This is a genomic window from Rivularia sp. UHCC 0363 (assembly GCF_034931125.1).
In the GTDB taxonomy this organism is placed as follows: Bacteria; Cyanobacteriota; Cyanobacteriia; order Cyanobacteriales; family Nostocaceae; genus Rivularia.
Genome location: NZ_JAYGHM010000005.1, coordinates 152,346 through 165,960, shown reverse-complemented (window position 1 = coordinate 165,960; position 13,615 = coordinate 152,346). Strand labels below are relative to the sequence as shown.

General features: G+C 40.0%; 8 protein-coding genes and 2 pseudogenes. 5 read left to right on the top strand and 5 right to left on the bottom strand.

Annotated features, from left to right (window positions below; all coding sequences use genetic code 11):
* Positions 1-192: 192 nt before the first annotated feature.
* The 3 genes and pseudogenes from VB797_RS04940 to VB797_RS04930 all read right to left on the bottom strand — a co-directional run.
* On the bottom strand, positions 193-411 hold the full coding sequence (locus VB797_RS04940) for a hypothetical protein (protein WP_323236529.1): 219 nt from the start codon (positions 409-411) through the stop codon (positions 193-195).
* 276 nt (positions 412-687) lie between these two features.
* Positions 688-1,758, bottom strand: a pseudogene (nrdJ, locus tag VB797_RS04935) (ribonucleoside-triphosphate reductase, adenosylcobalamin-dependent); the annotation flags it as partial.
* A gap of 283 nt (positions 1,759-2,041) precedes the next feature.
* Positions 2,042-4,450, bottom strand: a pseudogene (locus VB797_RS04930) (LAGLIDADG family homing endonuclease); the annotation flags it as partial.
* A gap of 96 nt (positions 4,451-4,546) precedes the next feature.
* Here VB797_RS04930 and VB797_RS04925 point away from each other — a divergent pair.
* From VB797_RS04925 to VB797_RS04915, 3 genes are all read left to right on the top strand, one after another.
* Positions 4,547-4,672 (top strand): hypothetical protein, encoded by a 126-nt coding sequence (locus tag VB797_RS04925; RefSeq protein ID WP_323236527.1) that lies wholly within the window; start codon positions 4,547-4,549, stop codon positions 4,670-4,672.
* Between the two features lie 89 nt (positions 4,673-4,761).
* Positions 4,762-5,337 carry an Npun_F5749 family FMN-dependent PPOX-type flavoprotein gene (locus tag VB797_RS04920; protein ID WP_323236526.1) on the top strand — a complete coding sequence of 192 codons (576 nt, stop codon included), beginning with the start codon at positions 4,762-4,764 and terminating at the stop codon, positions 5,335-5,337.
* A 156-nt stretch (positions 5,338-5,493) separates the two neighbouring features.
* On the top strand, positions 5,494-6,120 hold the full coding sequence (locus VB797_RS04915) for a 5-formyltetrahydrofolate cyclo-ligase (RefSeq protein ID WP_323236525.1): 627 nt from the start codon (positions 5,494-5,496) through the stop codon (positions 6,118-6,120).
* Between the two features lie 203 nt (positions 6,121-6,323).
* On the opposite strand, the gene VB797_RS04910 is transcribed toward VB797_RS04915, so the two are convergent.
* A complete protein-coding gene (locus VB797_RS04910) occupies positions 6,324-6,917 on the bottom strand; it encodes a sugar transferase (protein WP_323236557.1) in 594 nt (197 codons plus the stop codon).
* Between the two features lie 459 nt (positions 6,918-7,376).
* Positions 7,377-11,231, bottom strand: coding sequence for a hypothetical protein (locus VB797_RS04905; protein WP_323236524.1), 3,855 nt, complete (start codon positions 11,229-11,231; stop codon positions 7,377-7,379).
* 823 nt (positions 11,232-12,054) lie between these two features.
* Between VB797_RS04905 and VB797_RS04900 the strand changes: the two genes are divergently transcribed.
* Complete coding sequence (locus VB797_RS04900) at positions 12,055-12,750, top strand: Crp/Fnr family transcriptional regulator (RefSeq protein ID WP_323236523.1); 696 nt, start codon at positions 12,055-12,057, stop codon at positions 12,748-12,750.
* Positions 12,751-12,782: 32 nt separating this feature from the next.
* On the top strand, positions 12,783-13,499 hold the full coding sequence (locus VB797_RS04895; protein ID WP_323236556.1) for a DUF2232 domain-containing protein: 717 nt from the start codon (positions 12,783-12,785) through the stop codon (positions 13,497-13,499).
* Positions 13,500-13,615: the final 116 nt, after the last annotated feature.

Sequence of the window (13,615 nt, the reverse complement as noted above, 5' to 3'; positions counted from 1 at the left end):
TTTGTAAGTTGGAATCAGTGTAACTTATATATACTTCTAGTAAGAGAGTAAAGGTTTTATAGTTTTTAAATGTTGTAAAATTAATTACTAGCAATTATTTAAACTAGACTCAATTAAAAGGTCTACTGGTTTCCAGCAGACCTTGTTAAATTTAACTATCTATTAACCAAATCTTTCTATTAATTAAATACTTTAATCAATGGAAATACTTTGAGGTCCATTGTTTTTACCATTGTGCATTCCAGTCGTAGAACTTGGAAAAGTCGTTGTATTTGTTTGTTGTGCTAACCAGCTTTTTACAGGATCATCATTCAGGCTAAGTCTAAGTACACCAGACACAAATCCGCCCATGAATGAAGCTGGGTTCTGGGTGAATTCTTTAAATAACGGTGCTAGTTCTTCGAGGAACATTTTTTTATCTCCAAAGGGTTAAAAAGGATGAAGTCAAATGATTTTGGATTTTGGATTTTGGATTTGTCCTGCAAGAAAACGCTTTCGCATCAATGGATTTTGGATTGATTATACAGATCGATTGTGGGGGCTTATACTCTCCAAGTATCTCCTCCGGAAAGGCTACGCTAACGACGGAACAGAAACTAATAACGCCCAGTGGACTCACCATTTCCTAGAATGATTGGTCAATCTAAAATCTAAAATCCAAAATTGGTTAACTTTCATCCTTCAATTTTACACGGGTTTATCTTCCGGCATCATGCACTTGTCGGAATCACATCCAGATGGTCCGGCTTCCATTAATTCACCAAAATCATACCGTTTCAATGCAGTGTTGAAATCCTTGGTATTCTGGCGATTTTCTACTTGTGCCATCAACTCTTCGTACTGCTGTTTGTCGATCGGTTCAAATGGTAAACGAGGGAAGGTTTGATGGTCGTCAAATCTTGCTAACAATGCGGCACTAATATAGCCTTCATCGTTTTGAATCGCTTGATATATCCGATTTCCCAATTCTTCTACTTCGTTTTCTCGTACTTCAATAGTGGCTGAAGTGTTGTGAGTAACGTAGAATTGCTGCACCTGCATATAGAAATCCATTTGAGCTAAAGCACCAAATTTATCGATCGCAATTTCATCGGCACCCGGTACATCAGCCCAAGGTACAGCAACGGGAATTTCTACCAACCATTCGGTACAGCGAGAGTCGAAGGGATCGTTTAGTAAGTTGCCGTTTTCGTCTTTATCGGTTTGAGAAGGAACCACCGCATAACCATAGTCAATACAAGCTAAAGCTACCGGGTCATTTTTACGGAAAGTGATCCGCCGAATAAATCTTTGGGCTTTGGGGGGGTGCCATCCTGGAGAAGCCCCTGTAAGTAAAGATTTGGTACCGCTGGGCTGCACTGTGGTACAGCGATTTGGTCGCTTGATATGATGGCGATCGCAATATTCCCAAACTACCCGATGTACGATATCTTTCCACCGACTCAAGTATTCTTGTTCGCGACGCTTAAAGGCTAAACCTTCGTTTGTAGCTGGTCTTCCTTCCGACCACCAGTGCAGCCAATCAACCCCAAAAGCATGAACGAAAAAGTCAAATAAGCCAGTAAAAGATACACCCACAATGGGGTCTAATTCGCGACTGTATTGATAGCGGGGTTCCAAGAATTTATGATTTAACAGCGCTGCTACAGATAAAGCACCAGCAGTGAAAGCAAGTTCTTGTTCTTTGTAATTTTCCGGGTCAATTTGATTTAAGTGAACTTCACTAAGGTTACAGTGAAAATTAGAACCAATGATTTCCAATTATGTTACCCTAGAGGCTTTTTATCCCCTAGTTCTACTGCTTCATAATTCGCAGTAGTTCCGCGTACATTTTCATCCTTATAATGGATGCCCCACACTCTTGGAGATTTATATTCTTTGCATTTACAAAGTTTCACTCTCTACGCTGTACGGTGTCAAAAGCTTTTTAATTCTTTTGATTACCTCGGTATTGGCGTGAATCTTGCTAACCGTAGCAATATCAACATCTCAGCTTTCACCGATTTTGCGGGGTTTTTTACGTGAGGCAAAAGTATCAATTACCACACGGATTAAGCCCTGCACGAGCTAAACGATGCTCAATTTCACTGTCATCAAGATAAGAATACTTTTCCTTTAACCAATAAGCACCTTTACCTTGTTGGTAAGCCTGTAAAAAATCAGTTTTCAATTCCTGTGTTGTGAGTAAGTCAATATTTGCTCTAGCCACAGCTTCACCAGCCCATTGAATCGCACCTTCACCACTGTAATATTGTTTGCGAACTGCATTAACACATTCTTCTAAAGTGGGTTTTTGGTGAAATACTCTGGTATGATTCGCCATACGTAAAGCATCTCGTTCGGGATCTATACGCCAATTTCCATCTTCACCTTGCTGCCATAGATTCTCTTTTGCGTCTGCAAATGCAGTGTCTTCGCTGACACCTTGACGCATTCCGGCTGAGTTATGCACTAGCAAGCCATCAGCAATAAATTCATGGTCTCCTTCAACTTCAATGTCAAAAGTTTCAGCTTGACCTGCGGGAGCTACAAATTGAACTTCTATTGGCAACCAGTGGGGATTTACCAAATCTTCAGCTATAAGCGTATCAAAGTTTGCATCTCTGAAATACCCCGGTCTACTTTTTGGATCTACCCAAATTGTGTTAGCGCTATAAAGAGTTTCGGGTTTCCATCCCGTAGCAGCTAACTCTTTGACATATTGGTAGGGTAAGGTCAAGCCGTTCTTTTTCGCTAACTTAATAGTAAACTCGTTCCGAACAGCAAATTGATTAATTAAACCGACAACAACTGCTTGAGATTGTAAACCTTGAATGTGAATCCAATGACATCCCTCGTATACTTTTTCTCTTCCTTCAATAGTTCTTGGTTTACGTTCGTGCAAGGTTGTAGCAATACCCAAAGACAGAGCCAACTTTTGCACCTGCCGCAAAAATTCCAGCTTATTAGAGTTTACAAGTACATTTCTTGAAGGAGTGCCATCAGCATCACTCAAACCAGCTAGGAAAGCTGCACGAATATCTCGACTACCTTTCCAAATAAATTCTGGAATTACAGGACATTCCCAAGGTTGTTTATATTTTAGAAGTTCTTCAGCGAGTTCTTTACGATAAACCTTGATAAAACCATGATTCCCTTTGCTGCTGTAAGCGATAGTAGGAGTGTATCCAAGATTTTGCAATATACGAAGACATTTTTCACCCAGCTTACCTTCAAGCCTAGATTTAGAGAGAGCAAAAATAACTTCAGATTGTCCTGTATGTCTTCTATTAGCGTAACCGTCTCCTATATAGAAACCAGATAACCAAGCATAGTCAATATTTGCACAGTCAGCACCTTTTTTATGAGGAACAGAAATTAGCCGGTCTTTTGGTTGTAATTGACCAGCATATTTCCACTTATACGAGCGTAATCCATCGTATACAGCAACGCGATGGTTAGCAGTACAGCGTATCGAGGTTATGGGAGTACGTATTTCTACAACCTTTTGCTTACCTTGAATAAATTTATTAACTACAGGACGGTATTCACCAGACGAAGTTAAAACTAAATCTCCTACCTGAATATCTTGAATTGGCTTCATACCATCAATAGCTGAAACCCTTGTGCCGTAAGCAATACATCTTCTAATATTCCCGGCAACAATTGTCACAGCCGCTTCATCAATCAACAAACAGCATTCCACCGAAGTTAATTTTCTGCCAACAGCTTTATTAAGAATCGCAGCACAACGCTGATAAAGTTCGGGTAACTTCACCGGATTCGCCATACCCCCGAAACCTTGCAGCGGTTCACCAGCTTTGCGAATATCGCTGATATCAACAATTACTTCAACTTCTTCGGTCAAACGCTCGTCGGTAGAAAGTTCTAAAAGAGTTTGATAGGACTGTACCCAACCTTGACGGCTATCTCCAACATAAATAGTCGTGCGATCGCCTTCAATTTTAGTTTCAGTAAATTCACGACGTTCGTTAGCTATAGTTTTACCAATATTACCCCGTATCGTCACCTTTAGACGATTGCGGATAGTTGGTAATTGATTAATATATTTGGGTTCTAAAATCGCTCCCGTACCGCAGCCCATCATGGCTAAATCCATCATTAACCCGAAAGCGCTCCAGTCAACGACGTTTGTAGAAGTACAGTTATAAGCCCCCGAAAAATTCTTCGGTTGAGTCAGCCAATTTGTACCACCCACCCATAACCATCTTCCACTCGGTAGAGCCTTTAAATTGCGCTGCATCCGTTCTAAAATTACAGCTTCATCATGAGTAAGCTTACCCAACTCAACCAAACCTTTTAAAGTGCGATCGCAAACCTCCACCCAAGTTTCTCTAGTCCCTTCGGGCTGTTGACGACGGCTATAAGTCCTGAAAAATACAGGATTTGCAGCAGGGGCTGTTTCTGGAAATTCTGCACCAAGGTGTTTCCGTTCAAGCTCTCTAACCATATTTTTATCGCGTCTTTTCTCTGTCAGATTAAGACTATACGTCAAGTCGCAGTACAATTAAAGATTGCAAAATTTTAAAAATTACGCTACAGGGAGATGTGGAGATGGGGAGATGGGGAGATGTGGAGATGGGGAGATGTGGAGATGGGGAGATGGGGAGATGTGGAGATGGGGAGATGGGGAGATGTGGAGATGTGGAGATGGGGAGATGGGGAGAAATAATTCTTATTAACTCATAACTCCTAACTCCTAACTCCTAACTCCTAACTCCTAACTCTTATAATCTAAAATCTAAAATCCAAAATCGTAAAATGTCTATTGCTCCTTGGCGATCGCTTCTGGCTAATGCTCTGAGAAAGAATCGCGCTCATCCGCATTCGCGCTATTTTCAATTAGCAACTGTCCGCAGTGATGGAACTCCTGCTAATCGTACCGTAGTGTTTCGCGGCTTTCTAGAAGATACCGATAAATTAAAAATTATTACTGATGCTCGCAGCGAAAAAATTACAGAAATTAAGAATCAATCTTGGGTAGAAATTTGCTGGTATTTCACTAATAGCCGCGAACAATTCCGCATTGCTGGAAACATCATAATTATTGATGCTAACCATCAACAATCCCAATTGCAAAAAGCTCGCGAATCAACTTGGCAAGAGCTTTCAGACAATGCTCGTATCCAATTTAACTGGGCGCATCCGGGAGAACCCACCAACCCCGAAGCATTTTCACCACCGCAACCAGATTCACAAAAGCCATTAGATAACTTTTGTTTGCTATTGCTAGAACCCGTGAAAGTAGATTATTTACAATTAAGGGGATCGCAAAATCGGACTTTGTACGTGCGGGATGAAGTGGGGTTTTGGGATGTAAGCGAGGTTAATCCGTAAATTTTTAAATAATTGAACAGATCAATCTACCGATGACATATCGTTATAAGGCAAGGGAGCAAGGAATAAGGAGTATTGGGAATAAAATTACCCTTCGTGGAGTACTAGCATATACCTCATTTACGCAGCATTGTGCTGAAGTTATTTCAAAAAATCATGAATCTAACCGAACATCAATCGGAAAAAACAGAATTACGTCGCAATATTATCAAACAACGTCAATCTCTATCAGAAAAAGAATGGCAGTCAAAAAGTAAAATTATTTGTAAAAATCTTTTCAATTTAGACATATTCAAAAAAGCTAAAACAGTACTTGCTTATTTTAGCTTTCGACAAGAACCAGATTTAAGTGATTTATTCTCAGATAATACATTAGATAATAATAAATTATGGGGTTTTCCTCGCTGCGTTGAAAAATCTCTAAGCTGGCATATTTGGGAACCTGAAGATAAGTTAATAACTGGTAAATACGGGATTCTCGAACCACACCCCGATGCACCAATTATTGATCCCCATCAAGTTGATTTAATTTTAGTTCCTTGTGTTGCTTGCGACTATCAAGGTTATCGTTTGGGTTACGGTGGTGGCTATTACGACCGTTTATTAAGTTCTCCAGAATGGGAATTAATATCAACAATAGGTATTGTTTTTGATTTTGCTTATTTGTCTCAAGTTCCTGTAGAAGCTTGGGATAAAAAATTAAATAATATTTGTACGGAATCTGGTTTAACATACCCTACAATACCTAGCACAACGAGGCAAAATAAAGAAGCAAAAAGGTAAAAGTTTAGCCCCCATCACTTCTTAATAGCTAAGGAGATAATGGGGGTTATATTTAAGTAAAAATTTCATAGAAAAGTGGTAAAACCCTGAATGTTTTTTATTATAAAGTTACACATTGATAACTTCGATTGACTTGCGACTTACGGCAACTATTATTATTTACCAGCACAAAAATAATGGGTAATTATCGATTAATAATGACCTTAACAAGCACCGCTTTTATTAAATACTACCCAAATCGTTTTAAATATCAGAAATAAGTCGTAGAATACAGACCACTTACGCTGGTACTCTAAATCCATTTTGACTATTTCTTCAAAGTCTTTAATGCTGGAACGACCGTTAACTTGCCATTCTCCAGTCATACCGGGTTTGACTCGCAGTCTTTCCCAGTGATGCGGTTGGTACTGCATCACTTCATCCGGAGTCGGTGGACGGGTTCCAACTAAACTCATTTCTCCTTTGAGTACGTTCCAAAATTGGGGTAGTTCGTCCAAACTTGTACGACGTAAAAATTTACCTACATGAGTGATGCGGGGGTCTTCCGTACATTTAAAAATATGACCGCTGGCTTCATTTTTAACTAAATGCTTCAGTCGATCTGCTCCGATAATCATAGAGCGAAATTTCCATATACGGAAGGTTTTTCCGTTATTACCACAGCGAACTTGACTGTAAAAGATCGGACCGGGGTTGTCGAATAAAGTTGCGACCGCGATCGCAATTCCGATCGCGGCTGCGATCATCAATCCAACAATTGCCCCCACTATGTCAATTAATCTTTTGGCAATACTCATTTGCGAAGGATGAGGAGGCTGGTAATTTAAACTCCAGGAGTCAGGAGGACTGACTAATACTAAGTCTTTCTTCGCACCATGCTGTGGTGTTTGAGTAATATTAATAACCATCTTAGCAGTACTATTACATAATAAATAAACTTCCCAGTGCTAATATAAATAACTCCAATGGGTAAATGTAAGTAAATATGAAAAATTCACCAAATCTTTTAATCATGCTCTGATATTTTTGAAGTTTATATTTTTTTTATAAAATCCATAAAAATTTAAGCAGAGCAAAATTATGTAAGCTATGACGATTTTGGATTTTAAATTTTGGATTTGTCCTAGGGACACGCTACCTGAATGGATTAGGAATAGGACATTTTCAGTTAAGCCTGTAATTTTTTACTCCTAACCTTCAATCCAAAATCTATTGACGCGGAAGCGTCTTCCCGTAGGGTAATCTAAAATCCAAAATCAACTAACTCCCACGGCAAAGTTAACGGTATAAGGTTCTTCTAGGGACTGATGAGCGCTGGCTTTGATTGTGTCAAGGTAGTTACGTAAGTGCTGTAATTGTCGCAGGTTGGGACGGTAGGAAAGACTTCCTTGTTTGTCAAATAATGGTGATGCGGCGATCGCTTTGTAGTTGGAGTTTTGTACGGAACTTTGGCTCAACCACTGCATATCTTCGCTGTTGGGTACTAAACCTGGTGGTATTTCTCCTTCTAGGAAAGCTAATAAGCGTTGCTGACAAGTACGAGTATTAATTCCGCGCGCTTCAAATAGTTGGATGACTTCACCGAAGGATAAGGCTTTTTCTGGTATTAATCGCAGCAATTCGGTAAATAAGAAGTAGTCGGTGTATTGCTGTCTGGGTATTTCTAATACTAGGGGATGCAGTGGCAGAACACACAATCCGGTTGCGACGCGGGAACAAGCGGGAGTACCGTTTTCTGCGAGATATTTTTCTTGAATAATTTTGGCACTGGGAAGTTTTTGGCGCAACCAACGGTTAATCGCGCTTATGGAGGAAACACCACCGCTCAGAACAATTTGATTGATGGCTTCTGTGGGTATACCCCGTGCTACCAATAATTTATTCAGTTCGCGGTTGATCCGACGGACGAAGGGGACAAATACTTGGCTTTCTAAATCTCGTCGCTGTAATTCCCATCTTTGGTCTGCGAGTTCGATGGTAAAGGATTCTTGATGTTGCAAAATTAATTTCAGCGCGATCGCTGCATCTAATAGTGCTTTACCGCATTGTGAACTTTCGAGTCTTTGCTGTAAGCGAATGCGTTGCATGATGTCGGGTTCACCAGCCCGAGGTAGTTCTAAGGTCTCTAAACCTAAGCTGGAAAAACGTACTCGATCTAAGCCGGGAATATTTGGCTTCCAATGTAGGGGATTGTTGTCGTTGACGGTATCTGGTGATTGGATATTACGCGATTTACGCCATTTTTCGGGTAGCAATAGTTGAGTGATAATATCTTGTTCCATTGCTTTTCCGCCGCAGCTAAAGCCGTGGAGCATAAATTCGTTATGTGTTAAATCTTGCAGATTTTCTGGTAAATCTACTAATGCCATCTCGGTGGCATTGGCTCCGATGTTGATGACTAAGGTGTTACCTACAAGATGATTATCACTGATGACAACAGCAGGGGAGTTTTCGTTTTTGATTAGTTTAACTATTTCGCCGTTAGCACCTTCGAGTTCTCCCATCAAGCTGGCGATCGCCTCTTCGACAAAAAATACTTGTTGGGGATGTTTGACTAGTTTGCTAATCAGTAATGATTCTCGAATGTTAAAGCGATATTGTTCTGTCCAACTAGAAGGACAAGTACAAATTACACCAACGATATTCTCAATAATGCTGCCAAATTCTTCTTTTTTGATGCCGATCGCAGTAGCAGTTAATCCTAAAGTGGTACTATTGGAGTCGGATTTTAAGGTTAATAGCAGTTTTGACAGAGAACGGACAATCCAAACCAAGGGAACTGTGGAAAATTCGTTGAGTTGCAGTATTGGTTCCCATTTTTGGCGATTTTCGGTGGAAGCTGTTTCCGAAAGGTTTTTGTAAGGAAGAGAAATTTGTAAATATGGCTTTAGATATGCCGAAAAAAGATTTTGCTCGGCTTGCTCTTCACCCGCACTGCTCGCAGCAGTTTTAGGAAGATAAACCTCGGCTGGTAAACGGAAATTGCGGATTTGAGCAGTTTCTTGAGGCTGGTTTTCTTGTTCCCAGTAGATCGGATGTATTTCGGTTGTGGAACGATTTAACAATGCAGCGGAAATTCCTGTTGTTCCTAAATCGATTCCTAAATACCAAACTGTGTCATTGGGGTTTCTCGAAGGAATTTCACTACTACTAATTACCGGAGGATTACTTTCTTGCGAGTCTTGAACTGGAGTACTAATAGTTTTTTCAGTTTGGGGAAGTGGGTTTAAATCGTTACTCTGTACTATTTTTCTATCTGGTGGACGAAGAGAAGTAGCTGGAAGGATAATTTCTTTTAATTGAGGTTTTTGAGCCGCAATAACTGGTTCTGGCTGGATCGTCGGCTGCTCTTTTTCTGATGTAGCGGCTTCTATAATAACTTCAGGTTCGGGTTCGGGTGAAACAACTGCTTGCTGATCAGGTGTACTATCAGTTGCGATTTGCGTATCGGGTGTTTCATCAAAGAAAAGTTCTGTCAGTTCCGTGATTGTATCTTCACTTGCAACTTGTGTTTTCCGTTTATAGGTATAAGTGGTTTGATTTGATAATGTATCTGGAGTATCTGGAGATGTATCGCGATCGCCTAAACCTGGATTATTCGCATTAGACCAAGGGTCTCCTACTAGTAATTCATTGACATCTACAGAATCCTCAAGGGTTTTAGTAGTTGATGGGGCTGTATATTCAAATACTACTTCCTGAGAAACAACTTCTTTTTCTGTTTGCGTTTCTGACAATTTTGGGAGGTCGGGTTTGTAGGGATCTACATTTATCGCCGTTTGTAACACTTGTTGGGGAGGCGTTTGAGGATTTGAGGCGGTGACAAGCTCGCTGTCAAATAAGCTGGCGTAAAGTTCATCAACTTCGTCTTCATTAGTGCTGTCTAAAGGATTATCTGTCGGTAATTCTTCCGCTATTTCTGGTTTTTTTTGTAACTCATTCAATACTGCTTGCATTTTTTCCGGAGAGTCAAAAGCTTCGGATTGAGCAACTATTTCTTCTTCAACTATTTCTTCTTCAAATACTTCTTCTGGAAACTCTACTTCTAAATAATTATCTGGTTCTAATCCTTCATTTAAATCTTCATTCACAGATTCTTCTTCAAGTTGAAACATGACTGCTTCCAAATCCGATGTCATGGTATCGTCGGAATCTTGAGCTTGAGAAAATTCAATATTATCAATAGTTTCGTCGGGAGTAACTGCTAATTTTTCATGATTATCTTGATTATATTCTTCTAAATCAACTTCAAAATCGTTTAGATCGCGATCGTATGCTTGAACTGATTGAACGCTCGAAGAATCAATAGTTTTGACAATTATTTCATCAGTTGTTTGTCGCAATGAATCTTTATATTGAGGTGGCAGATTTGCGAAATTTCTGATAAAGCCTTCGAGTAGCTGTTCTCCTTGTACTCCCTTGTAATGCATTCTTGCTAATGCTTGGGATAAGGATTCGTGATAAGCGTGAATATTGCGCTGCAATCCTTCAAAAACAACGTTTACAGTACCATCTAAAGCCACTAAACGTCGATCTAAATCATTTGTCAATTGAGCTAAATTTTCTGCTCGTGCTGAAGCTTGATTCCCAGAAGCGGAAAGAGCTTTCTGACCAGCATTAACGGTATTACCCGTTGATGCTGGATTCACCAAGATTTCATCTGACAAGCGATTTGTTAGCACCTGCATAAATTCGGAAATTATTTTCTCTTGGGAAGCCAACTGTTGAGCTAGAGAATAATCGTGCAGCCGTTTTTTCTCCAAATCCCGGATTTCACTAACTAAATTCGCTCTTTCTTGTAACAGCATCGTTAATTCTGCTCTGAGTGGCTGTATCAACTCAGAAAGACTATTGTCAACTGATTGTGGTTTTTGTGACTCAGCAAGATCCTGCCCTTCTCCCACAAATTTTGCCACCAAAGCAGGTAATTGTGCTTGTGCTTGAGGATTTTTTTCTTCTGCTTCTTTTGCGAGAAAATCCCGAATACGCTGTAAAACTTGACGCGGCTCTTCCTGAGAAGAAACAACCCCCCACAAACGCTTACCTTTGTGAGCGAGTAATTTATCAATGTCTGCAATCATGCTTTCGATTTGAGTTGCGCGGGAAGTCACGTTGATTTTCCTATATGTGAGCTTTACAGATGTAATGGCGATCGCAGCACCGCGCCAGCAGTGAACGCAATCAGTTTAGAATTACTAAAATTTATATTATCTATCAGGTAGTTATGAGGCTATTGTCAAGACGACAATACGAATATGGGTGAGCGAAGTTTAAGCAGTAAGAAGGCTGTTGACATGATTTTGACTAAGTAATTTTAGATTCGACTTGATTTAATTTGATTTAATTTGATTTGAATTATAAATTGTATCTTTTAGTATTGGATTCGGGGAAAATCCGATCAAAAGTAAATACACTTAGATATCCCAGGGTGAAATTATCCTATTCAGTAATTTTAAACAAGAGTAAAGTGCGATACCCCACAGATGCATCTAGTTTCACTCATGGTAATTTTACGCTCATGCAGTTAAAAATTTAAGGTTAGCAAAAATTAATTGACTTGAGTATTATTAATTTGGTTTGCATATATTTCTGGCGAACGGATGCAATCTTAACAAATGATTATCTTCGCACTGTGACCTATGGGCGATTTCGGATCAAACTTTTACCCGGTTTAAACCCATTTGAAATAAGTTAAGAGTGGCCAAGGAATTGAGAATTGCGTTCACCTTTATGTGTTCCCGTTCACCGCAAGGTGTCCCGTAGGGAAGAGTATTGTGAATTGGTAATTGTTTTCACGGTTCCCAAAAATTCCTCAAGTCCTAATTTTATGTAGCTTGGTTTTGTTTTCGCATAGGGCTATGCTAAGAGTCGGTTGAATCACTCCCTTTTAGTTTGGAAAGTAATTTGTATTACAGCTAAAATCAAAATGTCCCAATGGAAGATAGGTATCGCTTGGATCTTGCCAAAGAAGTAACTCTTTCAACTCCTTTTTTTGAAGGGCTACCAAAAACCGCCATTGAATCAGCATTAAGCAATCTTGTTAGTCGCTCTCACCCAGGCAATCAGGTAATTTTACTAGAAAATGACTGGGGTGGTTCCGTATATTTTATTGTGAATGGCTGGGTTAAAATTCGCACTTACAATCTAGAAGGTAAAGAATTAACACTAAATATTCTCGGTAGAGGAGAACTATTTGGTGAAATGGCTGCATTAGATGAAGTACCTCGCTCCACCGATGTCATCACTTTAACTCCTACTCAAATCGGCAGTTTACCATCACAGGATTTTATTACGTTACTCAACACCGAACCTTTAGCGGGAGTTCGATTAGCACAGTTAATGGCACGTCGCTTGCGACAAGTTAACCGACGCTTACGGTTGCGCGAATCGGATTCAGCTTCTCGTGTGGCAGATACTTTGTTATTTTTGGCAGAGGGGCAAGGGATAAAAGGTTCCACAGGTGTAGAAATTCCTAACTTACCCCATCGGGAGTTGAGTAGCTTGAGCGGACTCGCACGAGAAACAGTAACTAGGGTATTAACTAAATTAGAAAAGAAAAAATTGATCAAACGTAGTGGGGAATTTATTTGTATTCCCGATGTATCAGCGTTAGAACAGATGATAATTTAACCGTTTCTCACCCATCGCGTAGCGTCTTTCACATGGATATTCTTAGTTCTTCGGATGATAAAGGAGAAAATTCCTTTGAGCAAAATTCATCCAACCATTCAAACAATCATGATTTGGCTACTCCGGAGCTTCAAGTCGATGCGCCATTAAAAATGGTGGAAACGGCATTTTTCGCAAGTACCGGCAGTTTGATTTGGTTTATTAATTTTTATTTCCCTTTGGGTCTTCTCAAAGTATTCTTTCCCATCCCGATCGCCTTAGTTTACCTACGCTGGAATAGCAGAGCAGCATGGATGTCAGCCTTAACCTCCGGTCTACTGCTACTTGTATTAATGGGACCAACAAGGAGTCTACTATTTGTCATCCCCTATGCTTTTATGGGAGTACTTCTAGGTTCAGCATGGCACCGTCGCGTTCCTTGGATTGTTTCCATCAGCTTGGCTACCCTGCTCGGTACAATAGGTGTATTTTTTCGCCTGTGGTTACTGTCCTTACTTTCAGGAGAAGATCTCTGGATTTACTTGATTAACCAAGTAACCAACATTCTAGAATGGTTATTCGTCAATTTAGGAATCCTTACAACACCCAACACCCTCCTAATTCAAATAGGAGCCATTTGCTTAATATTACTTAACAACTTTATATATTTATTCGTAGTACATATAGCAGCTTGGTTATTATTAGACCGTTTAGGCAATCCCATACCCCGACCACCGCACTGGGTACAGGTTTTGATGGATTATGAATGATGAGAGGGAGTAGGGAGACAAGGAGATGGGGGGATGGGGAGATGGGGGGACAAGGGGACAAAAAGAATTTTAACCTTTAACCTTTAAGTAGGTCGGCAGAAATAAACAGAACTATG